The organism is Burkholderia sp. USMB20 (assembly GCF_000949135.2).
Lineage (GTDB): Bacteria > Pseudomonadota > Gammaproteobacteria > Burkholderiales > Burkholderiaceae > Burkholderia.
The window spans coordinates 305899-328276 of sequence record NZ_JTAN02000017.1 but is presented as its reverse complement, the minus strand read 5'-3'; the positions used below and the strand labels follow the sequence as shown (position 1 = coordinate 328276).

Sequence of the window (22378 nt, the reverse complement as noted above, 5' to 3'; positions counted from 1 at the left end):
GCGACGCGCAATCCATCTGACGCGATGATCGCTTTCTCGCGCGCAGCGAGCTGTGCACGTGCTGATCGCTGGTCATAACGCACAGGCTGCGGCCGACGCTGCGGCGAAGATCGCTGGCGTTTCGAAGGTGCTGCTGGCCGATGCGCCGCAACTTGAAGTGGGCCTTGCCGAGAACATCGAAGCGACGGTTCTGAGCATCGCCAAGAACTACTCGCACATCTTCGCGCCGGCAACGGCATCGGGCAAGAACGTCACGCCGCGTATTGCTGCTAAGCTGGACGTTGCGCAAATCAGCGGCGTCACCGCAGTGGTTTCACCCGACACGTTCGAGCGCCCGATCTATGCAGGCAACGCAATTGCTACGGTGCAGTCGGATGACTCGATCAAGGTCATCACGGTCCGCACGACCGCATTCGACGCAGTTGCGGCCGAAGGCGGCAGCGCAGCGGTCGAGAAGCTCGAAGCAGCGGCGGACAGCGGTCTGTCGCAGTTCGTCGGCCGCGAAGTCACGAAGCTCGACCGTCCGGAACTCACGAGCGCGAAGATCATCGTCTCGGGCGGCCGCGGTCTCGGCAGTGGCGAGAATTACACGAAGGTGCTCGAGCCGTTCGCCGACAAGCTCAACGCCGCACTGGGCGCCTCGCGCGCAGCAGTGGACGCCGGCTACGTGCCGAACAATTACCAGGTTGGCCGGACCGGTAAGATCGTCGCGCCGCAGCTCTACATCGCGGTGGGCATCTCGGGCGCGATCCAGCACCTAGCGGGCATGAAGGACTCGAAGGTGATCGTGGCGATTAACAAGGACGAGGAAGCGCCGATCTTCAGCGTGGCCGACTATGGACTCGTCGGCGATCTGTTCGCGATCGTACCTGACTTCGTTGATGCCGTTTGACTGCGCTCGAGTTGCAACCGGATAGATTGTGAATTCGCTGGAGTAGGCCGATGGTTGCACGGGAAAGATCGCTCCGCGACGTTGTCAATATGTGGCTCGGTGCCGATGTGGTAGGCCGGATTCGGATGACTCGTATTGTCCGCTCACGCCGCAAGCCGTGGCGTTGCGTTTGCGTTGAATCCGAGGGTGATCAACGTTGCTTGAAGATCATGTTCTTCCGCCACGACGACGGTTCTTGGTTCGTCTTTCCACCTGCAACCCGACGCCCCGCAATGGGGGGGCGGTGCGCGCCAAAAATCAGGAAATGACCGGCCAACAATGAACGCATGGGGTGCGGGGCGGTTGGACCGGCGGGCCTGTCCGCGGCGATCCGCCTGAAGCTCTTGCGCAGGAATAGGGCGTCGAGATCGGCGCATGCGTGCTGGAGAAGGACTCGGAGATCGGGGCGAAGGGCCTGTCGATCAGCGGCAGCATCGCCGAGTCCGCGGTGAGCCAGGTTGTTAACGACCGTATGGCACGAAACGACAGATATGCCGGAAAGACGAAGGGGCGCACTCGGGTTGCGGGAAATGCATCGAGCCACCGTCGGCCGGCAGGAAGCCGATGGAAACGACAACCCGTGCAACGATGTCGTACGCTATGAATCACTGATTAACTGTTTCTACCCGAGGTTTTTACGCTCTCGACTACGGCAGTGTCCCGTTGAAACGCGCGCTCGCGGATTGCGGCCAAATCGGCAGGCGGCGGATGCAGATCGAGCCGGCGTCCCGCCTTCACGATCTGGCTCGGCGTGTCGTGGCCGATCAGCGAAGGCAGGCGCTGCGACGCGGCAATGAGCGCGCCGAGATCGACGCCCGTGTCGTAGCCCATCAGTTCCAGCGCATGCACGATTTCCTCGCTGCAGACGTTACCGCTTGCGCCGGGCGCGTATGGACATCCGCCGATTCCGCCGAGAGACGCATCGAACCGGTCCGCGCCCGCATCGATCGCAGCCAGCACGTTCGCCAGGCCCATGCCGCGCGTGTTGTGGAAATGCAGCGTGAGTTCGGTCTTCGGCCAGCGCTCGACGAACTGCGCCGTGAGTCTTGCGACCTGCTGCGGGAACGCCATCCCCGTCGTATCGCACAGCGTGACACCGCGCGCGCCCGCTTCCTCGATGAAGCGTTGCGACCACGCGAGCACGGTCGCTTCGGGCACGTCGCCTTCCATTGGACAGCCGAACGCGCACGACAGCGAGATGTTGACGGGCAGGCCCGCTTCGCGTGCGATCGCGGCCACGTGTTTCAAACCGTTGAACGACTGGTCCTGCGTCATGCGCAGATTCGACAGGTTGTGGCTCTCGCTCGCCGACATCACGAGATTTAGTTCGTCCGCGCGCGCACTGATGGCCCGTTCGGCGCCGCGTACGTTTGGCACCAGCGCGGTATAGACGATGCCCGGCTTGCGCGTGATTTCGCGCAGCACGATTTCCGCGTCGCGCAACGCGGGAACCGCCTGCGGCGAGACGAACGCGGTGACTTCGATCTTCGCCATACCCGTGTTCGAGAGGGCGTCGATCATCGCAATCTTGTCCCGTGTTTCGACGAATGCGCTTTCGGCCTGGAAGCCGTCGCGCATCCCCACCTCTTGCATATGAATGCGCTGTTTTTCACCGTTCCAGATGTTCATGCAATCGCTCCTTTCTCGCGCAGTGCGGCAATCTGCGTATCGGTGAGACCGATTCCACGCAGCACGCTATCGGTGTCGTCCCCGAGCTTCGGCGCCGACGAGCGCACCGAGCCCGGCGTGCCCATCAGTTTCGGCACGATGCCGGGCACGTCGACTTCGTAGCCGTCGCGCGTGGGCTGGCGCAGGATCATGTCGCGAGCGCGGTAATGCGGGTCTTCGGCGATGTCCTTCGCGGTGTAGATCTTGCCGGCGGGCACGCGCGCTTCCGTTAGCATCGCGAGCACGTCTTCCGTCGCGCGCTGCGCGCTCCATGCTTCGATCGCCCGGTCCAGTTCGTCGACACGCGCGACGCGCCCCGCGTTGTTCGCGAGCGCGGGATCGTCAGCGAGGTCTTCGCGGCCGATCGAGGTCATCAGGCGTTTGAAAATGCTGTCGCCGTTGCCCGCGATCAGCACGTAGCCGTCGGCGCAGCGATACGCATTCGACGGCGCAATGCCCGGCAATGCGCTGCCGGCCGCTTCGCGCACCGCACCGAACGCGCTGTACTCAGGGATGAGGCTTTCCATCACGTTGAAGACGGCTTCGTGCAATGCGACGTCGATGACCTGTCCCTTGCCGCCGTTCGCGTCACGGTGATAGAGAGCGGTGAGCACGCCGATCACACCATGCAGCGCCGCGAGCGTATCGCCGATCGAAATGCCGCAGCGCACGGGCACGCGGCCGGGTTCGCCCGTCAGGTGACGCAGCCCGCCCATCGCTTCGCCGATCGAGCCGAACCCCGGCAGATCACGATACGGACCCGTCTGGCCGTATCCGGAGACGCGCAGCATGATGAGACCCGGATTGAGTTCCGCCAGTTGCGCGTAGCTCATGCCCCAGCCTTCGAGCGTGCCGGGACGGAAGTTTTCGATGAGCACATCGGCTTGGGCGATTAGCTTGCGCGCGATGTCCTGACCTTCGGAGCTGCGCAGATCGAGCGCGATTGAGCGCTTGTTGCGCGACTGCACTTGCCACCAGACAGATGTGCCGTCCTTCATCAGACGCCAGTTGCGCAGCGGGTCGCCCGCGCCGGGCGGCTCGATCTTGATGACGTCCGCGCCAAATTCGCCGAGTGTTTTGCCGGCGAACGGACCTGCGATCAGTTGGCCCATTTCGATCACACGCACGCCTTTGAGCGCGGCGGGCGAGGTCGAAAGAAAGGGTTGACCACTCATGATGAAAACTCCTGAAAAATGCGGTCGGCGCTCAAGCCCTGCTTCGGCCGTGCTTTCGCTATGCTTTGGCTGTACCTGGATCGATATTCAGTTGAAGAGCCACGGCTCGTTAGCACGCCGGATGCGTTCATATGCGCGGATCCGATCGGCTTGCTGCAAGGTCAGCGCAACATCGTCGAGTCCGTTGATGAGACGCCGCTTGCGTTCGGGCTCGATGTCGAAGCGGATCGCGTCGCCGCCGGCGGGGCGGAGGGTTTGCGCATCCAGATCGATTGAAAGACGCAGACCCGACGTGCGCTCGACGACATCGAATAGACCCTGCACGATGCTTTCGTCGAGCCGGATCGGCAGTAAGCCGTTCTTGAAACAGTTTCCATAGAAGATGTCGGCGAAGCTCGGCGCAATCAGCGCGCGGATGCCGAAGTCCGACAGCGCCCACGCCGCGTGCTCGCGGCTCGAACCGCAGCCGAAGTTGTCGCGCGTAAGCAGAATCTGCGCGCCTGCGTAGCGGGGTTGATTCAGCGCGAAATCGGGATTGGGCTTGCGCGTCGAGACATCCTGGCCCGGCTCGCCGTGGTCGAGATAGCGCCATTCGTCGAACAGATTCACGCCGAAGCCCGTGCGCTGCACCGACTTCATGAACTGCTTGGGGATGATCGCGTCGGTATCGACATTCAAGCGGTCGAGCGGCACGACGAGGGCTTCGAGTTGGGTGAAAGGCTGCATCAGAAGCCTCCGTGGGAAACGTCGACGAAGTGGCCCGCAATGGCGGCTGCGGCGGCCATCGCGGGACTGACGAGATGGCTGCGTCCGCCGGGCCCCTGGCGGCCCTCGAAATTGCGGTTCGATGTGGACGCGCAGCGCTCGCCCGGATGCAGGTGATCGTCGTTCATGCCGAGGCACATCGAGCAGCCGGGCTCGCGCCATTCGAAACCGGCCGCCATGAAAACGGTGTCGAGCCCTTCCGCCTCTGCTTGCGCTTTGACGAGTCCCGAGCCCGGCACCACGAGCGCCAGCTGTACGTTAGGCGCGACATGCTTGCCCTTCACGATCGCCGCAGCCGCGCGCAAGTCTTCGATGCGCGCGTTCGTGCACGATCCGATAAAAATCTTGTCGAGTGCGATCTGCTTCAACGGCGTGCCGGGCTCGAGTCCCATGTACTGCAGTGCGCGCGTCATGCCGGCGCGACGGACGGGATCGGTTTCATCGGATGGATTCGGAACGGTACCGTCAATCGAGACCACCATTTCGGGCGACGTGCCCCAGGTAACCATCGGGCGCAGGGTAGCGGCGTCGATATCGACGGTCGTGTCGAAGCGGGCGCCTTCGTCACTGACGAGCGTGCGCCAGTACGACACGGCGGCGTCCCAGTGCGATTCGCCGGGTGCAAAGGGGCGGCCTTTGACATAATCGATCGTGACGTCGTCGACGGCGATCAGGCCGACGCGCGCGCCTGCTTCGATCGCCATATTGCACAACGTCATGCGGCCTTCCATCGACAGCGCGCGAATCGTGCTGCCCGCGAATTCCATCGCGTAACCGGTGCCTCCTGCCGTGCCGATCTTGCCGATGATCGCGAGCACGAGGTCTTTGGCAGTCACGCCCGCGGGCAGCGCGCCCTCGACGCGCACCAGCATCGATTTCATCTTCTTCACCGACAGGCACTGCGTCGCCAGCACGTGCTCTACTTCCGACGTGCCTACGCCAAATGCCAGCGCCGCGAACGCGCCATGCGTACTCGTGTGGGAGTCGCCCGCGACCACCGTCATGCCTGGCAACGTCGCGCCCTGTTCAGGGCCGACGACGTGGATGATGCCCTGCTTCGGGCTGCGGATGCCGTATGACGTGATGCCGAATTCGGTGCAGTTCTTGTCGAGTTGCGCGACCTGGATGCGTGACAGCGGGTCCAAGATCGAGTCGATGCTGGCGCGCTCCGATGCGCGTGTGGGCACGTTGTGATCGACGACGGCAAGGACGGTCTCGGCACGCCAGGGTCTGCGTCCGGACAGGCGAATGGCCTCGAACGCCTGCGGGCTCGTCACCTCATAGACGAGATGACGGTCGACGTAGAGCAGCGTCGGGCCGTCCGGGGTCTCCGCCACGACGTGGCTTTGCCATAGCTTGTCGAACAGCGTGCACGGTGCACTGGATGACTGCATCGGGGTGTCTCCATCTGATTTGTGGCCGCTGGTGCCGCGAGTGACCGGCATGCGGCTGGTGGAGATCATTGTCCGCGCGACGGGGCGCGCTGAGAATGACATAGTGGGGAAGCGACCTTTCGCGAAACGCGAAAGCGGCGGGGAGGGTGACCAGCCCGCAAACCGAGCGTCAGCGGGTGGATACCTTGTTCGGTTTTGCATCTTCAGGCGCGGCATCGGCGCCAGCAGTGGGCGAAGACCCGATCAGATGATTGACGAGTCGGCGCGCGGGTTTCGGCAGCGCGTTGAGATCGCGCGCGCAGATCAGCAGTTCGCGGTGCGCCCATTCGTCGGACAGGCCAATCTTGTGTAGGCCCATCGAGCGCAGATGCGGGCGCACTGCCGCGTCGGGCAGCACGGCGATACCGAGCCCGGCAGCCACCATCAGGCACATCGCGTCGAAGCTGCGGACCTGGATGCGCAGTTTCAGCCTGCCGCCCGACAGACTTGTCGCGAGCTGGAGGCGCTTGGCCAGCGACGTGTTCTGCGCGAGGCTGACAAAATCGAACTCGAGCGCATTATCGAAAGAAGCCGACTTGCGTTGGGCGAGCGGATGCCCATTCGGCACGACAAGCACTAGCCTATCGCGGCGATAGAGCGTGGTCTGCAGACCGAGCGTCGGCATCTGGTCGGCCATGATGCCGAAGTCTGCGTGTCCGTCGATCACGGCGAGCGCGATCTGTTCGCTGTTCTGCTCTTCGAGTTCAATGCGAATTTCCGGGTTGGCGGCCGTGAACGCCGCGATATCCGATGGCAGGAACTGAGTGATCGCCGAGGTATTGGCCCACAGCCTGACAGCACCAACGACACCCGCTGCATAGTCGGAGAGATCGGCCGTCATCAGGTCAACGTCGTTGAGAATGCGCTGAGCGTGATGCTTAAGCGCTTCTCCCGCTGCCGTCAGCGTGATGCCGCGCGAGTGGCGCTCGAACAGTTCAGTACCGATTGACGATTCGAGGTCCGCAATGCGCTTGCTCGCGGCGCCGATCGCGAGATGGGCAAGCTCGGCGCCTTTGCTGATGCTCCCGCTGCGAACGACAAGCGCAAAGAGCGAAAGTGAAACAAGATCGAGACGATGCAGATTCATGCTGATGCTCCGACTGCGGTAGTGTATAGATTATGACGTAGTGGGGGCAGGGATAACATTGTCGGCAGGCGATGCTGAAGCTCGAGGGGGATGCTGATGACTTAAGCCCAACTCGCTGACATCTATAGGGACTACATCGATTGTCTGAACGGGCAGGACTGACCGGACCTCGATCAATTCATCTAAGATGACGTGATGTACGACGGTCATTGGATCGGGCAGCCGGGGCCGGTGGTCACTGGACAGTCGCGCCGCCCGATCGTTACGTCAGGGCGCGAAGGTTTCAAATATGGTTTTCCTTAACCACTCGTTGCCCGGATCACGGTGGTTTCTGGCATGCCAGAGAACGGTGATGGTGATATCGGGAATCTTGATCGGGCAGGGGGCGCTGACGAGGCCGAAAGGAGCGAGCGTACTCATGGCGTATGCATTGGGCACCACGGCGATCAGATCGGTCGTCTGCAGAATGTGTCCGACCGCAACGAAATGCGGTACCCGCAAGCGTACGTTCCGGCGTATCCCGGCCCGCTGAATAACGGTATCGACAATACCGTGTCCGGTGCCCTCGGCGACGATCGACACGTGCTCCGCGTCTGAAAACGTCTTGCTTGTCATGCCCGCACCTGCCAGCGGGTGCCCTTCGCGGAAAAGACAGACATATCTTTGACGGAACAGGCGGCGCTGATAAAAGCCACCCTTGAGGTCGGGTAGAAAGCCGATTGCGAGGTCTACCTGTCCATGCTCCATATCCGCGCGAAGCGTGTCGGACTGGTTCCGGACCGTGCTGATCGACACGCCTGGCGCGATCAGCGCGAGCTTTCGCATCAGGACCGGCAGGAACGAGATTTCACCGATGTCGGTCATTGCAACCGTGAATGCCCTTGTGCTCGATTTCGGATCGAAGATCGACGTCAGATTCAACGTATCGTGAATCGTCGCCAGTGCGTTGGCAATCGGTTCGGCGAGCGTCTCCGCGAAAGGCGTCGGCACCATTCCTTTCGATGTCCGCAGAAACAGTTCGTCGCCGAGGACTCTTCTCAGCCTCGCCAGAGCGTTGCTGATTGCCGGCTGAGACGTGCCGAGCGCGGTTGCTACGGAAGAGACGCGTCTCTGCCGCAATAACTCTTGAAAGACGACAAGCAGGTTGAGGTCTATGTCATGAAGTTCCATGCGGCCTCCGGGTCGTTGAAAGCATTATCAATTTCAGTGATTTTACGTATCAAGGAAATTCTATTGTATCGATAACGTGGGTCCATGCATCATGCGTCAAACACAGAACAGCATGGAGACACGGAAGTCATGAAAATTTCTGTCCTGCCGCTTGAGCGAGACATCGAGGTGACGAGTGGCGATAACCTGCTCGACGCGCTTCGGGCTCACGAGATTCCTATCTCGTACAGCTGCATGGCGGGCCGTTGCGGCACGTGTCGTTGTACCGTCGTCTCTGGCTCTGCTGTAACGCTCGGAGCAGATGCAACGGGCTCGAGGGTGAGCGGTGGCCAGTCTGTGCTCGCGTGTCAGGCGACGCTCGTAGAAGATTGCGTGATCGAAATTCCCGAGGTCGGTGAGATCGTGGTTTATCCGTCGAAGATCCTCAAGGCGACGGTCGTTGGGATAGAAGATCTGACGCACGACATCAAACGGGTTCGACTGGCGCTGTCAAAGCCGTTCGACTTTGCTCCTGGTCAATACGCGACGCTGCAGTTCACGCCGGAACACATCCGGCCTTATTCGATGGCGAACACGGCGAACGGCCAGGAAGTCGAATTTCACATCCGGCTGGTTCCTGGCGGTCGCGTGACGTCCTACGTCGCGGCTGATCTCAAGCCGGGCGATTCGGTGCGCCTTAGTGGGCCTCTGGGTACCGCATACCTGCGAAGAAAGTCCGAGGCCCCTGTTCTGTGCATCGCCGGAGGCACCGGATTGGCACCGATCCTGTCGATTCTTCGCGGCATGGCTGAGTCGCCGACGAACCGGCTAGTACATGTGTATTTCGGCGTTCGTTCCGAAGCGGACGTTTATGGAACGCATTGGCTGGAAGAGTTGCGCGAATGCTTGCCCGGCCTCCGTGTGCATGTCGTTCTGGCTTCCGCCGCGGGGCAGGTTCCGTATCGCACGGGCATGGTGACCGATGCCGTCGATGCGGACTGGAACGCGCTCGACGGGTGGCGCGCCTATGTTGCAGGCGCGCCGGCGTTGGTCGATGCCTCGTACGTGCTACTGCGGAGGAAGGGCGTCAATCCCGACCGGATACACGCCGACGCGTTCTACGCAAGTGAGCTTTGATCACGGATTTTCCCCAGTTTGCGGTACCAGAGGAGAGGTCATCATGAATGAGAGCCCTATCGACTTTATCCGGCCTGCCTGGAAAGGCGGCGATACAAGTCAGATTCCGTTTTGGGCTTATAGCCACGAAGAGGTCTACCGGAAGGAGCTCGAGCGTTTCTTCTACTCCGGTCACTGGTGCTACGTGGGTTTAGAAGCTGAAATTCCCAACGCTGGCGACTTCAAGCGCACGTCGATCGGCGAACGCTCGGTTATCGTGACGCGCTCGCAAGACGGCGAAGTTGCCGTGGTGGAAAACGTGTGTGCGCATCGTGGTGTGCGCTTCTGCCGCGACAAATTCGGCAATCGAAAAGATCTCACCTGCCCGTACCACCAGTGGAACTATGACCTCAAAGGCAATCTGATCGGTGTTCCGTTTCGGCGAGGTGTCAAGGCGGATGGAAAAGTCAACGGTGGTATGCCCGCTGACTTCGATCCGAAACGGCATGGTCTGACTAAGTTGAAAGTCGCGATTCGAAACGGCGTGATCTTCGCGTGCTTCGACGACGACGTTTCGCCACTCGAAGAATTCCTGGGGCCGTCCATCCTTGGCTTGTTCGACCGGGTATTCGACGGGCGGAAGCTGAAGATTCTCGGTTATAACCGGCAGCGGATCCCGGCCAACTGGAAGTTCATGCAGGAGAACATCAAGGATCCCTATCACGCCGGCCTCCTGCACACCTGGTTTCTTACGTTCGGCCTCTGGCGCGCAGACAGCAAGGCCGCGCTGAAGATGGACGAGAAATTCCGCCACGCGGCGATGATCGGCGTGCGCGGCGCAGCGGGAAAGAGTGAAGTGACAAACGGCGTGTCCAGCTTCAAGGAAGAGATGACGCTGAACGACGACCGCTTTCTCGACATCGTTCAAGAGCCGTGGTGGGGCGACCTGACCGTAGCCATGCTGACGATTTTTCCCAGCCTGATCATCCAGCAGCAAATCAACTCGGTGTCCACGCGTCAGATCGTGCCAAATGGCGTTGGGTCGTTTGACTTCGTGTGGACCCATTTCGGATTCGAGGAAGACAGCGAGGAAATGACGCGCCGGCGTTTGCGTCAGGCGAACCTCTTCGGACCAGCCGGGTTCGTGTCGGCCGACGATGGAGAGGTCATCGAGTTCTCTCAGGAAGGCGTGGAACAGAAGCCGTCCCATCGTGCCATCGCACAACTCGGCGGGCGCGAAATCGCCGACGCCGATCACAACGTCAGCGAGACACTGATTCGTGGAATGTATGAATATTGGCGCAAGGTGATGGAGATCTGAGATGCTCGACTTCGAGACCTATCAGCAACTTATTGGGCTTTACGCCGAGTATACAGCCGCCCTTGACAGTGGCGACTGGAACAGATGGCCGGAATTCTTTACCGATGAGTGCGTGTACAGGGTGCAGCCTCGCGAGAACTTTGACCGTGGTTTTCCTCTCGCGACGATGTCTTTCGAAAGCAAGGGAATGTTGAAAGACCGTGTGTATGGAATGACTGAAACGATCTTCCATGACCCGTACTACCAGCGGCATATTGTCGGAGCGCCGATCATTCGGGAGATCAACAGCCATTGTATCAAGACGGAAGCGAATTACGCAGTGTTTCGTACGAAGCAGGATGATTTGAGCAGCGTGTTCAGTGTGGGACGTTATATCGATATCATTCAACGAACCCCCGAAGGCCTGAAGTTTGAAAGCAAGATTTGCATTTTCGATAGCGAGATGGTCGCCAATTCGCTCATTTATCCGATTTGAGGTGCGTGATGGCAGGGACTTGGACGAAGGTGATCGAGTTGAAGGCAGTGTCTGCAGATGATGTAACCGCAGTCAATGCGGCAGGCCGTGAGATCGCAATCTACAGCGTCGATGGCGCGGTCTATGCGACTGACAACATCTGCACACACGGCCATGCAAGGCTATGCGATGGATTTCTCGATGGCCACGAGATCGAATGTCCATTGCATCAGGGCAAATTCGATGTGCGTAGTGGCAAGGCCATGTGCGCGCCGCTCACGGTGGATATTCAGACGTACCCCGTACGGGTCGAGGCAGGCGATGTCTATATCCAGTTGGAGGACGTTTGAGATTGCCGTAACTGACAATGGAAGTCGGGGAAAGAAGCGGATCCGTTAATTCGGATGACTATGTAAGTAATTCGGATGGAAACGGATACGGCGATCCATCCATCGTCGAGTGTGAGCAACTTCGCATATATCGCCGCCTCACGTAGCACAAGGAGCACGCCATGAGCGCACAGGCAGACAGCGCTATAAAGAATCTTGATGCAAACAACACGGTCACATACCGCGAACAACTCGCGGCACTCAACGTCGCCCCGCTGTGGGACGTCTTAAAGGGCCTGGTTCCGAATGAACCGCGTCCGAAAGCTCGGCCGCACGCCTGGCAATGGGCCGTGATGCGTGACCGGCTGATCGAGTCCGGCATGGTGGTGAGCGCGGAGGAAGCAGAGCGGCGCGTACTGATGCTGATGAATCCTGGTCTGGAAGGGCTGCCGAATGCGACCGATACGATTTATGCCGGCCTGCAGCTGATTCTTCCTGGTGAAATCGCGCGCGCGCACCGCCATACCCAGTCCGCCCTGCGCTTCGTGCTCGAGGGCGCGGGCGGTTACACGTCCGTCGATGGCGTTCGCACCGAAATGGTTAGAGGTGATTTCATCGTGACCCCCGCCTGGACGTGGCACGACCATGGCAATGACGGCGATGGGCCGGTCATGTGGCTCGACGGGCTGGATGTGCCGCTCGTGAGCTTCCTGCGCGCAGGATTCCGGGAGGAATATGAGGAGGCTAATCAGTTTCCCCGCACCGGCGGGTCCGACCAGGTATTTTCGCGTTACTCCGATGCACTGTTGCCGCTGGAGAACAAGCATACGGGGCCGACATCGCCGATCTTCAATTATCCGTATGCCCGCACACGCGAAGTCCTCGATCGGCTGGCGCGCTATTCCGACATTGACACCTGTCACGGCGTCAATGTTCGCTACGCCAATCCGCTGACCGGTGGATGGGCCATTCCGACCATCGCCGCCTCGATGCGCCTCATTCCGCGCGGATACACCACCGAGTTCTTCCAGTCGGTGGAGGGCACGGTCATCGTCGGCGTCGAAGGTTCGCCTTCGGTCGAAATCGAAGATGTCGGCCATTTCGATATCGCAGAGAACGACGTTTTCGTGGTGCCCGGATGGAGCCGCTGGCGCATGAGCGCCGGCACGGGCGGCGATGCCGTGATGTTCACCTATTCCGATCGCCCGGTCTACGAGAAGCTCGGCCTTTACCGCGAGAAGCGCGGTTGACCTCACTTTGACGCAGGATTAAGCCATGAAGATTTGCCGCTTTAACGATAACCGTATCGGAGTTGTACGTGGCGACAAGGTTTACGACATCACCCCTTTGTTCAAGTCCCTTGGTGAACCCGGCTGGCCTTATCCAGCTTACGACTGGATCATCGGGAACTTCGCCCGCATCGAGGACCAGATCAAAGGGTTTCTTGGCCGCGCGGATACTGTCAGTCTTTCGGCAGCGAAGCTGCTGGCACCGGTCGCAAACCCGGGCAAGATCATCGGGGCGCCGATTAATTATCGCGATCACATCGACGAGGCCAATGCGGATCAGCAGATCGCTCACGGCAAGACATTCACGACACTCGAACAATTCGGCTTGTTCATCAAGGCGCCGACTTCGCTGAACGGGCCTGAGGGTATCGTCGAGTTTCCTTTTCCGGAGCGCCGCACGGATCACGAGGTTGAACTCGGGGTGGTCATCGGCAGGCGGGCCAAGCGGGTCTCGCGCGAGAACGCGCTCGATTACGTGTTCGGTTATTGCGTCGCGCTGGACATGACGGTACGCGGCCCCGAGTTCGCGGGATTCCGAAAGTCGGCGGACACTTTCGCGGTCATCGGACCGTGGATCACGACCGCCGACGAGATCGAGGATCCCAATGCCCTGGATCTGGAGCTCACCGTCAATGGCGAGCCGCGTCAGAAATCCAATACCAAGTACCTGATCTACAACGTTCAGCATCTGATCGAATACGCGTCGGCGATGTACACGCTGCAGCCGGGCGACGTCATCATGACCGGGACGCCGGCGGGTGTCGGCCCGGTGACGCCCGGCGACGTTGTCAGAGGTCGCGTGGCAGGCCTCGGCGATCTGACGATCCGGATGGCACAGTCATGAGGCACTACGCACCTTCACAGGCGGACGTCAGCGCAATCGGTTTCGCCATCGCGGATCAAAGCAGTTAATTTGGGGCGACCCTGGTCGAGAAGCTCTGGCGGCGTCGCGTCGTGTATGAATTGGGCGATGGGCCCGCGTTGTGGTTATGTGGACCGACGCCTGATTTATTAGGAACGAGCCGCAGGCGTTCAAAAGCACGAGGCTGAGCGGGAGAAAGCCATGGCCTGCTCGGACGGTGCTTGACACCGCCGACCACCGAGCGTTCCCAGAAGATCGCCGACCCACTCTCGCGGATGCAAGTGGAACTATTGTCAAAGATATATTTATGTTGTCCTAAATATTAAATATTTCGAGGCCGGCCCGCTGGGGGCCATAACACATGGAGCATATGAATGCGTGAGTCTCAGCCTCTTTCGGATCTATCGTGCTTGCAGCCGTCTGGTGAGATCAGTGTGCGCGAGGCCGTGCTCAGACTACTGCGGGCGTTCCGCATGACCACGATCTTCGGCAACCCGGGTTCAACTGAATTGCCGATGCTTGGGGATTTCCCTGCGGACTTCCGCTACGTGCTCGGCCTGCAGGAATCCGTGGTGGTCGGCATGGCCGACGGATACGCGCAGGCCACCCGCAACGCCGCACTGGTCAATCTTCACTCGGCCGCAGGTGTGGGGCACGCGATGGGCAACATTTTTACCGCTTACAAGAACCGCACGCCGCTGGTTATCACCGCAGGCCAGCAGGCCCGTTCGATTCTCCCCTTCGAGCCGTTCCTGTTCTCGGCGCAGGCCACCGAATTGCCAAAGCCCTATGTTAAATGGAGTTGCGAACCGGCGCGGGCGCAAGACGTACCGGCTGCCATTGCGCGCGCATATTACATCGCTATGCAGCCGCCGTGCGGGCCGACCTTCGTGTCGATCCCGGTCGATGACTGGAATCAAATGACGGAACCAGTCGAGCCTCGCTCGGTGAGCTTGGCGTTGCGTCCCGATCCCGTAGCGCTAGACGTCGTAGGCACGGCGCTGGATCGTTGCGCGCGGCCGGTGTTCGTGGTGGGTGCCGCCGTCGATCGCGACGGTGCGTGGGATGAGACCGTTGCGCTTGCGGAGCGCCACAACGCGCTGGTGTGGGTCAGCCCGACGTCAGGACGTTGTAGTTTTCCGGAAAGCCACCCACTGTTCGCCGGTTTCTTGCCCGCCAGCCGCGAAGCGATCGTCGCGCGGCTGACAGGCTATGACCTCGTATTGTCGCTGGGCGCGCCGATTTTCACTTATCACGTCGAGGGCTTCGGTCCGCACATACCGGCCGGCGCGGACCTGTATCAGTTGACCGACGATCCCGACGTCGCCGCGTGGGCACCGGTCGGCACGTCGGTGGTGACCAGTTTGCGGCTCGGTCTGTCGGACCTGCTCACGCGACCCGCATCGAGGCCTCGTGCGGTGCCAGCGGGGCGCGCCTCGCCGCCGGCGGTGCCGGCCACCAGCCCCATTTCTGTTGCGTACCTGATGCAGACGCTGGCTACGGTGCGACCCGGAGACAGCATCGTGGTCGAGGAAGCGCCCAGCAGCCGGCCGTTCATGCAGGCGTATCTGCCGTTCGACCGCAGCGAGAGTTTCTACACCTGCAGCAGCGGCGGGCTGGGCCACGGTCTGCCTGCAGCCGTGGGCGTGGCTCTCGCCAAGGCACCTCGGCGTGTGATCGGATTGCTCGGCGACGGATCCAGCATGTACGCGATCCAGGCGCTGTGGTCGGCGGCGCAATTAAAGCTGCCGATCACCTTCGTGATCGTCAATAACCGGAAGTACGCGGCGCTGGAGGAATTTGCCTCGTTGTTCAAAATTACGCAGGCCGTCGGCACCCGCTTGCCCGGGATCGATTTCAGCGGACTCGCGCACAGCATGGGCTGTGCCGCGATGCAAGTCGAACAAGCGGAGCAACTGGAAGGGGCATTGCGGGCGGCGCTCGAAGCGCGGCTACCAACGCTCGTGGAAGTGTTCGTAGCTTGATCCCCAGCATCGCGGAACAAGCCAGCATCTGGCTGAATAAATGAATACACGAATGGAGACACGTATGGAGACCCGCAAGACATTCGATTTCGCGCGTGAGCTGTCCGAACAGGTCCGCACCCGATTCTTTATCGACGGACGTTGGGTCGATCCGATCGGTTTGCAACGCAACGAGTTGATCTCCTGCGTCACCGAAGAAGTGATGCTGGCGACGCCTGAGGCGTCTGAACGGGACGTCGACGCGGCGGTGAGTGCCGCGCGGCGAGCCTTCGACGAAGGTCCGTGGGCAAGCTTGCAGCCAGCCGAGCGCGGCGCCTATTTGAAACGCATCGCCGCGGAGATGCGCAAACGCCAGTCGTTATTCAGCCGGCTTTGGACGGCGCAGATCGGCGCACCGATCTCGTTTGCGACCTCGCTGACGCCGATGGCGATCGAGTTGTTCGACTATTACGGTGATTTGTCACTCAACTTTCCCTTCGAGGAAACGCGCAGGTCCGCCCGGGGCGCAGTTGCCCGCGTGCTGAATGAGCCGGTCGGCGTAATCGGCCTGATTACGCCGTGGAACGCGCCGTTGGTCCTGCTCGCTTACAAGGTTGCCGCGGCGTTGGCGGCCGGTTGCACGGTCGTCGCGAAGCCTTCCCCCGAAACACCGCTGGACGCGCAAGTGTTGGCTGAATGCATTGAGGCTGCGGGCGTCCCCGCTGGCGTGGTCAATCTAGTTCCCGGCGGGCGCGAGATCGGTGCCTATCTGATCAGCCGGCCAGAAATCGACAAAGTTAGCTTCACCGGCAGCACCGCCGCCGGCAAATCGATTGCCGCCGCCTGTACCCACCGACTGGCACGCGTGGACCTGGAACTTGGCGGCAAATCGGCCGCGATTGTGCTGGATGACGCCGACATCCCAACGGTATTGGATACCCTGATGCCATTTTCCATGCCGTTCAGCGGACAGATCTGTTTTTCCCTTACGCGCGTGCTGGTCTCAAAAAGGAAGCGCGACGCGTTCCTGGATGCCTATGTCGGCGCCGTGAAGGCGCTCAAGGTGGGTGACCCGGCCGATCCGCAGACTCAGATCGGGCCGCTGTCGATGCGACGCCAGATGGAACGCGTGCTTGGCTGTATCGAAAAAGGGCGCGCCGAAGGCGCCCGGATCCTCATCGGCGGAGGGCGCGTGGCCGGGTGCGAGCGGGGTTTCTTCGTGCAGCCCACGGTCTTCAGCGAGGTCTGCAACGACATGACTATCGCTCAGGAAGAAATTTTCGGGCCGGTGGTGTCGGTCATAGCCTACGAGGACGAAGCCGATGCGATTCGCATCGCCAACGATTCGCCTTACGGGCTGAGCGGCGCCGTCTTCAGCGCCGATGCCGAGAAGGCGTTTGACGTGGCGCGCCGCGTGCGCACTGGCAATGTGTCGGTCAACGGCCTGAGCGTAGATGTCGGCATCCCATTCGGGGGCTATAAGCAATCGGGCATCGGACGGCAGGGTGGCGTAGAAGGGTTGAAGGGCTATCTGGAATGCAAGTCCGTTTATCTGCCTTCGTGAGACGGCAATGGGCCGGCATCGGGGCGAGACGTCGATTAAGGCGAGCCCCTGTGCGCGGCCGCGCGTGATTGGGTGGAAATGAGGAGACAAACAAGTGGCAAATCAATCTGAAGCAGTCGCGCCGGCGGACCGCTTGGCAGTGGCATTCCGTGACAGCTCGCCGCACCGGCGCATGCTGCTGTCATGCTTTCTAGGCACTACCATCGAGTGGTACGACTTTCTCGCCTACGGGTTTCTCGCGCCGCTCGTATTCGACCGGCTGTTTTTTCCGAAGTTCGGATCGCTCACCGCCACCATAGCGGTGTTAGGCATCTTCGCGGTCGGCTTTGCGGCTCGTCCGCTCGGTGGCTTGTTCTTCGCCCACTTCGGCGACCGCATCGGACGAAAGCCAGTCATGGTGTCGACATTGATACTGGCCGGCGCGAGTACCACCGCGATCGGGTTCACGCCGACCTACTCACAAATTGGCGTGGCCGCGCCGTTGATCTTGACATGCCTGCGGTTCCTGCAAGGTTTCGCGCTCGGGGGGGAGTCGGCCGCGGGTCCGCTGCTAGCGATGGAAAGTGCCCCACAAGACAAGCGCGGCTTGTTCGCGGCCGTCGTGCAGAGCGGCGGGTCGGCGGGTGCCGTGCTTGGCGCGCTCGTGACCTTCGCTGTGGGATTGTTGCCTGACACGCAGTTGTCGTCGTGGGGATGGCGTGTGCCATTCCTGCTGAGCACGGTGATCTTCCTGGTCGGTTTCTATGTGCGGATGAAAGTCGAAGAATCACCCGTATTCACGTTGGCAATGACGCGCGCGAAACCGGAGCGTGTGCCGTTGCTCGGCGTACTTCGTCGCTGCAAGAAGTCTGCGTTGCTCGTGCTTTGCTGCGCGCTGGCGGAATCGTCGACGTTCTATTTCACATCTGTGTTCAGCCTGTCGTATGCCATCCAAACATTGCATCAAAGCCGTCACTTACTGCTGGCGGGTGTGGTGCTCGGGAACGCGATCGGGATTGCTACCAATCCTCTGTTCGGCGGATTGTCCGACAAGATCGGGCGCCGAGGCCTGATCGGCGGATCGTACACGCTGGCGGCCCTGTATGTACTGTTCCTGTTCTTCCCCTTGCTCCGCTCAACCGATCCCGTCCTGGTGGTGGTCGCACTGGCGATCCCCGGCGCATTGGTGACGCCGATGTCGCTTGGGGTGAGCGGAAGCTTTTACCCAGAGCTGTTCAAAGACGCGCGGCTGCGGCTCAGTGGCGTATCGCTGGGCAGGCAGTTCGGCACGATTCTCGGCGGCGGTTTGATGCCGATGATCGCCGCGTCGCTGTTAGCAATGAGCAGTGGCGACCTGCGCTGGGTCATGGCTTACTTCGTCGCGGTCTGCGTGATTGCGGTTGGCGCCGTGTTGGTGGCCGGGGAGACTGCGCGAAGCGAACTTGCCTAGGCCGGCAGAGCTTGTTGAGCATTCACTGGCCGTGACTGTTCCGACCAGAGCGGGCGCAGATGAAGCGAGCGCAGCCTTGCACGGCGACCGCGCCGCGCTTCAAGCGAATGTGATGAGAATTCGCGATATACCCGCTCACATCCTGGCGGTTGGACAGGCGCGATAGCTGAAAGGCCCGCCGTCACAGGGGGGCGGTCCTTTACTGCATCATGCCCGACGGGCGATTTAATAATTAGGAATGCAAATCAACTATGACGAAGTTAAAATATCTTCTCGTCGCGGTGCTATGCGTGAGCGGGTGCGGAGCCCAAGCCCAGAACGTCCAACTCTACGGCGTTCTTGACACAGGCGTCGAGTACCTGACGAACGTCGGTCCGAACGGCGCCAGCCTCACTCGCATGCCGACGCTCACAGGCGGCCTGCCGTCACGCTGGGGCTTGCGCGGCACGGAGGATCTAGGTGGCGGCCTGAAGGCGATTTTTACGCTCGAAAATGGCTTCTCATTGCCCGCCGGCACATTGGCGCAAAGCGGCCGTGAGTTCGGGCGCCAAGCTTTCGTCGGCCTGAGCAGCAACTGGGGCATGATCACGCTGGGGCGCCAGCAGAACATGACCTTCTATTCGATGCTCGATGCGGATGTCATCGGCCCGGCGGTTTTCTCGATGGTCGATTTCGATCCATACATCGCCAACGCGCGCACCGACAATACGATTTCGTATCGCGGCACTTTTTCCGGGCTAACGATCGGCGCGACCTATTCACTGGGCCGCGACGCGCTTGCCCCAGGCAACTGCAGCGGACAGGTGCCCGGTGACCCTGTAGCGTGCCGCGCCTGGACGGCAATGCTGAAGTACGACGCCTCCGCCTGGGGTACGGCGGTTGTCTATGACGAACAGCGCGGTGGCAGCAGCGGCGCCACCATGACCGTCGTGCCCGGCCGGCCTGGTGTGCCGTTCAGCCACTCGGGCGACAAGGACAAGCGCTACATCGTCGACGGCTATGTGAAAGTCGGCGGCGTGAAGCTCTCGGGCGGCTGGGTTGGGCGCCGTATCAGCGCGCAGGCGGCGTCATTGTCGACTAACCTATATTTCGGCGGCGCGAGCTATGTGTTCACCCCGACGTTCTCCGTCGACGCGCAGTATGTCGCCTTCCGGAACAAGTCCCAGAATGCCGACGGCAATCTGGTGGTGTTGCGCGGTAGCTACAATCTCTCGAAGAGCACCGTGCTGTACGCGATGGTCGCTCACATGAGCAACAAGGGCACTGGCACGTATTCGGTTTCCGATAGCTCGATCACGCCGGCCTCGCCGCCGGCCGGGCAGGGGCAGACCGGCGTGGCCGTAGGCATGCGGCACGGTTTCTAAGCGTCACCGAACGGCGGATCTCGTTCTCTGTAATGGGGTCCGCCAAGGTTACAAGATGAGGCAGTTTTTATTATCGCTTCCTTCTTCTTGACATCCCACAGGCATCTGCCCCGAAGTGCGAGACAGTTGAGTGCGATCCTCGTCCGATTCCTGCGGATTTCCCTCGACGTGATTTACCAATGGCGACTGGCCAATAGCGTTCCGGGCACCGCGCCTGAACCACCGGCAGCCGCCCCGAAAGGCGCTGCGAGGAAAAGCGCCGGAGACGGTTCCGCGTTGGTATGAACTCGTTAGGGAGCAGGCCCGCGATCAGTGCGATCCCGCGCCGCAGTCTGAACATTTGATGCGTCTTCAGCGACATACCCTTCGGACGCGGCGGGACATAGGCGTGGCCGAATTCCAGCTAACGTAGCATGCGCGGAGATTTATCACCCAACCGCGCATGACCTTCATCAGGTTCTTCCGGCCGCGCGGCACTCCGACGTAGAACACCTGCAGCAGTTCGTTCGAGCGCTCGGCGATCTGCTCCTGGTAGATCGCCCGCCGGACGCGTGCGCCCTGGATCCTGACGCGGGCTGTCGCCCTCAACCACATGCTGTAATTGCCTCTCCGGCTAACGGTGGAGGTTGCCATGGAAACGTATGTGGGTCTCGATGTCTCGCAGAAGGCGACAGCGGTATGCGTAGTGGACAGGGACGGCAGCGTGGTCTGGCGTGGAACTGTAGCTTCGAATCCTGATGCCATCGCCGACACTATCAAGCAGCAGGCTCCTGAAACCAAACGCGTTGGTATGGAAACGGGGCCGCTTGCGGTGTGGTTCTATCACGGGTTGCGCGAAAGGAATGTTCCTGTCGATTGCATTCATGCTCGCCATGTCCATGCCGCGCTCGCAACGCAGCTAAACAAGACCGATAGCAACGACGCTCATGGCATCGCACAACTCACGCGTAGTGGCTGGTATCGCGCGGTCGAAATCAAGAGTATTGCCAGCCATGAAGTCCGACTACTCCTCGGCGCGCGTAGCCAACTGATCAGTATGCGCACCAGCTTGTACAACCAGATCCGGGGTGTGCTCAAAACCTTCGGCGTTGTGCTGCCTCCAGGAACACGTAGCACTTTCGAGAGGCTCGTCGAAGAGCGTACGCCATCGACATCACTGATCCGCGGGGTGATCGGTATCCTGCTCGACAGTTGGAGGCATATTGACGGGCAAGTTCGCGAAACCGACCGCGCGCTCCAGCGAATTGCACGCGCAAGTGATGTCTGTCGACGCCTGATGACCGTTCCGGGCGTCGGCGTGACAACGGCAGTCGCATTTGCTGCTGCAGTCGACAATCCGGAACGATTCCGCCGCGTCGGCGACATTGGCCCGTATCTCGGGCTGACGCCAAAGAAGTATCAATCAGGCGAGGTGGACCACAACGGTGGAATATCCAAGACAGGCTGCAGACTCACCAGACACATGCTGTTCGAGGCGGCGTCGGCCTTGATACTGCGTCACAAGCGCGACTGCGCACTCCGACGCTGGGCGCAATCACTAATCCCCAGGATCGGCTTGCGCAAAGCGCTGGTCGCAACCGCGCGCAAACTCGCCACGCTATTACTCTCAATGTGGAGAAGCGGGAAGGAATTCAACCCGGGATAACCGAGTATCTGCGCTCGTAACTCGCTTCGCTTGTGCAAGTGTCGCACTGGTTCATTCAGGCTGATTACGTCGCCGCAACGATTCCTTGACGCGCTTTGCGGAAAAACCGCGGCAATCACATCGGAACGTTGTAGCGACCATCTAACGGCACGTTGTGGCGCGAAAGCGACCACGAAGACGACAAGGAAACGGCTGGTCTGAACCTCATCTAGGAGCAGGACCTATTGACAGTAATTAGACGACAAGCGTGTGTACCAGATTATGCGCGAGTACCAGTTGCTGGCGCACCGCCCCGGCGTGCGGCGAGACAAGCGGCGGCATGACCGTCGCGTTACCGTGGACCGCAGCAACACCGGCTGGTGTTCCGATGGCTTTGAGTTCCGCTGTGACGATGGCACGCCGCTGCGCGTGACGTTCGCACTAGATTGCTGCGACAGGGAAGCGATTAGCTGGGCTGTTACGACCGGCGGGCATAGCGGCGACGTGGTGCGCGACGTGATGCTGGCCGCCGTCGAGCAGCGCTTCGGTGCCACGCAGACGGCGCAACCCATCGAATGGCTGACGGACAACGGCTCAGCCTACATCGACCGTCGCACGCGTAGCTTCGCGCGAACTCGGCCTGGAGCCGCTGACCACGCCCGTACGCCGTTCGTGAAGACCATGAAGCACAATTACGTCGCCTATATGGACAAGACAAGCCCGACGCGCCAACGGCGCTCTCGCGTCTGGCCATTGCGTTTGAACATTACAATGAGCGCCACCCGCACAAAGCCCTGAAATACCGCTCGCCTCGCGAGTTCAGGCGAGCAGCGGCGTCATCAACCTAACGGTGT

18 protein-coding genes and 1 pseudogene are annotated in these 22378 nt (G+C 60.9%); 13 read left to right on the top strand and 6 right to left on the bottom strand.

Features of this window, described 5'->3' with window-relative positions; translation table 11 throughout:
* Positions 1-52 precede the first annotated feature (52 nt).
* Positions 53-892: an electron transfer flavoprotein subunit alpha/FixB family protein gene (locus PL79_RS21730; protein WP_082088659.1), complete on the top strand. Its 840-nt coding sequence runs from the start codon at positions 53-55 to the stop codon at positions 890-892.
* Positions 893-1543: 651 nt separating this feature from the next.
* On the opposite strand, the gene PL79_RS21720 is transcribed toward PL79_RS21730, so the two are convergent.
* From PL79_RS21720 to PL79_RS21695, 6 genes are all read right to left on the bottom strand, one after another.
* On the bottom strand, positions 1544-2560 hold the full coding sequence (locus tag PL79_RS21720; RefSeq protein WP_044847032.1) for a hydroxymethylglutaryl-CoA lyase: 1017 nt from the start codon (positions 2558-2560) through the stop codon (positions 1544-1546).
* Entirely contained in the window at positions 2557-3774 is a 1218-nt protein-coding gene (locus tag PL79_RS21715; RefSeq protein WP_044847033.1) for a CaiB/BaiF CoA transferase family protein, read from the bottom strand. The genes PL79_RS21720 and PL79_RS21715 overlap by 4 nt, the downstream gene beginning before the upstream one ends.
* Positions 3775-3861: 87 nt before the next feature.
* The gene (leuD, locus tag PL79_RS21710; protein ID WP_044847034.1) at positions 3862-4500 is read right to left on the bottom strand and encodes a 3-isopropylmalate dehydratase small subunit; all 639 of its coding nucleotides are present in this window, start codon (positions 4498-4500) and stop codon (positions 3862-3864) included.
* The gene (gene leuC, locus PL79_RS21705; protein WP_044847035.1) at positions 4500-5933 is read right to left on the bottom strand and encodes a 3-isopropylmalate dehydratase large subunit; all 1434 of its coding nucleotides are present in this window, start codon (positions 5931-5933) and stop codon (positions 4500-4502) included. The genes leuD and leuC overlap by 1 nt, the downstream gene beginning before the upstream one ends.
* Before the next feature lie 169 nt (positions 5934-6102).
* Positions 6103-7059 carry a LysR substrate-binding domain-containing protein gene (locus tag PL79_RS21700; protein WP_044847036.1) on the bottom strand — a complete coding sequence of 319 codons (957 nt, stop codon included), beginning with the start codon at positions 7057-7059 and terminating at the stop codon, positions 6103-6105.
* 267 nt (positions 7060-7326) lie between these two features.
* Positions 7327-8229, bottom strand: coding sequence for a LysR family transcriptional regulator (locus PL79_RS21695; protein ID WP_044847037.1), 903 nt, complete (start codon positions 8227-8229; stop codon positions 7327-7329).
* Positions 8230-8358: 129 nt separating this feature from the next.
* On the opposite strand from PL79_RS21695, the gene PL79_RS21690 reads away from it, so the two are divergent.
* From PL79_RS21690 to PL79_RS21635, 12 genes and pseudogenes are all read left to right on the top strand, one after another.
* Positions 8359-9345 carry a 2Fe-2S iron-sulfur cluster-binding protein gene (locus PL79_RS21690; protein WP_044847058.1) on the top strand — a complete coding sequence of 329 codons (987 nt, stop codon included), beginning with the start codon at positions 8359-8361 and terminating at the stop codon, positions 9343-9345.
* 43 nt (positions 9346-9388) lie between these two features.
* Positions 9389-10645, top strand: coding sequence for an aromatic ring-hydroxylating dioxygenase subunit alpha (locus PL79_RS21685; protein WP_044847038.1), 1257 nt, complete (start codon positions 9389-9391; stop codon positions 10643-10645).
* Between the two features lies 1 nt (position 10646).
* On the top strand, positions 10647-11120 hold the full coding sequence (locus PL79_RS21680; protein WP_044847039.1) for an aromatic-ring-hydroxylating dioxygenase subunit beta: 474 nt from the start codon (positions 10647-10649) through the stop codon (positions 11118-11120).
* A gap of 8 nt (positions 11121-11128) precedes the next feature.
* Complete coding sequence (locus PL79_RS21675; protein ID WP_044847040.1) at positions 11129-11449, top strand: non-heme iron oxygenase ferredoxin subunit; 321 nt, start codon at positions 11129-11131, stop codon at positions 11447-11449.
* A gap of 161 nt (positions 11450-11610) precedes the next feature.
* Complete coding sequence (locus PL79_RS21670; protein ID WP_044847041.1) at positions 11611-12678, top strand: cupin domain-containing protein; 1068 nt, start codon at positions 11611-11613, stop codon at positions 12676-12678.
* A gap of 25 nt (positions 12679-12703) precedes the next feature.
* Positions 12704-13561, top strand: a complete 858-nt coding sequence (locus PL79_RS21665) for a fumarylacetoacetate hydrolase family protein (RefSeq protein ID WP_044847042.1) — start codon at positions 12704-12706, stop codon at positions 13559-13561.
* Positions 13562-13953: 392 nt separating this feature from the next.
* Positions 13954-15564 (top strand): benzoylformate decarboxylase, encoded by a 1611-nt coding sequence (gene mdlC / locus PL79_RS21660; protein ID WP_044847043.1) that lies wholly within the window; start codon positions 13954-13956, stop codon positions 15562-15564.
* A gap of 64 nt (positions 15565-15628) precedes the next feature.
* Complete coding sequence (locus PL79_RS21655; protein WP_082088661.1) at positions 15629-17107, top strand: aldehyde dehydrogenase; 1479 nt, start codon at positions 15629-15631, stop codon at positions 17105-17107.
* Positions 17108-17201: 94 nt separating this feature from the next.
* Positions 17202-18536 (top strand): MFS transporter, encoded by a 1335-nt coding sequence (locus PL79_RS21650; protein WP_135801114.1) that lies wholly within the window; start codon positions 17202-17204, stop codon positions 18534-18536.
* 251 nt (positions 18537-18787) lie between these two features.
* Positions 18788-19900: a porin gene (locus PL79_RS21645; protein ID WP_044847045.1), complete on the top strand. Its 1113-nt coding sequence runs from the start codon at positions 18788-18790 to the stop codon at positions 19898-19900.
* Positions 19901-20531: 631 nt separating this feature from the next.
* A complete protein-coding gene (locus tag PL79_RS21640; protein WP_044847047.1) occupies positions 20532-21545 on the top strand; it encodes an IS110 family transposase in 1014 nt (337 codons plus the stop codon).
* Positions 21546-21788: 243 nt separating this feature from the next.
* Positions 21789-22372 (top strand): annotated as a pseudogene (locus PL79_RS21635) (DDE-type integrase/transposase/recombinase); the annotation flags it as partial.
* Positions 22373-22378 lie beyond the last annotated feature (6 nt).

Excerpts from the sequence above, each read along its gene's own strand:
- PL79_RS21720 (WP_044847032.1), bottom strand. The coding sequence starts at position 2,560 with ATGAACATCTGGAACGGTGAAAAACAGCGCATTCATATGCAAGAGGTG.
- PL79_RS21715 (WP_044847033.1), bottom strand. The coding sequence starts at position 3,774 with ATGAGTGGTCAACCCTTTCTTTCGACCTCGCCCGCCGCGCTCAAAGGC.
- leuD (WP_044847034.1), bottom strand. The coding sequence starts at position 4,500 with ATGCAGCCTTTCACCCAACTCGAAGCCCTCGTCGTGCCGCTCGACCGC.
- leuC (WP_044847035.1), bottom strand. The coding sequence starts at position 5,933 with ATGCAGTCATCCAGTGCACCGTGCACGCTGTTCGACAAGCTATGGCAA.
- PL79_RS21700 (WP_044847036.1), bottom strand. The coding sequence starts at position 7,059 with ATGAATCTGCATCGTCTCGATCTTGTTTCACTTTCGCTCTTTGCGCTT.
- PL79_RS21695 (WP_044847037.1), bottom strand. The coding sequence starts at position 8,229 with ATGGAACTTCATGACATAGACCTCAACCTGCTTGTCGTCTTTCAAGAG.
- PL79_RS21690 (WP_044847058.1), top strand. The coding sequence starts at position 8,359 with ATGAAAATTTCTGTCCTGCCGCTTGAGCGAGACATCGAGGTGACGAGT.
- PL79_RS21685 (WP_044847038.1), top strand. The coding sequence starts at position 9,389 with ATGAATGAGAGCCCTATCGACTTTATCCGGCCTGCCTGGAAAGGCGGC.
- PL79_RS21680 (WP_044847039.1), top strand. The coding sequence starts at position 10,647 with ATGCTCGACTTCGAGACCTATCAGCAACTTATTGGGCTTTACGCCGAG.
- PL79_RS21675 (WP_044847040.1), top strand. The coding sequence starts at position 11,129 with ATGGCAGGGACTTGGACGAAGGTGATCGAGTTGAAGGCAGTGTCTGCA.
- PL79_RS21670 (WP_044847041.1), top strand. The coding sequence starts at position 11,611 with ATGAGCGCACAGGCAGACAGCGCTATAAAGAATCTTGATGCAAACAAC.
- PL79_RS21665 (WP_044847042.1), top strand. The coding sequence starts at position 12,704 with ATGAAGATTTGCCGCTTTAACGATAACCGTATCGGAGTTGTACGTGGC.
- mdlC (WP_044847043.1), top strand. The coding sequence starts at position 13,954 with ATGCGTGAGTCTCAGCCTCTTTCGGATCTATCGTGCTTGCAGCCGTCT.
- PL79_RS21655 (WP_082088661.1), top strand. The coding sequence starts at position 15,629 with ATGGAGACCCGCAAGACATTCGATTTCGCGCGTGAGCTGTCCGAACAG.
- PL79_RS21645 (WP_044847045.1), top strand. The coding sequence starts at position 18,788 with ATGACGAAGTTAAAATATCTTCTCGTCGCGGTGCTATGCGTGAGCGGG.
- PL79_RS21640 (WP_044847047.1), top strand. The coding sequence starts at position 20,532 with ATGGAAACGTATGTGGGTCTCGATGTCTCGCAGAAGGCGACAGCGGTA.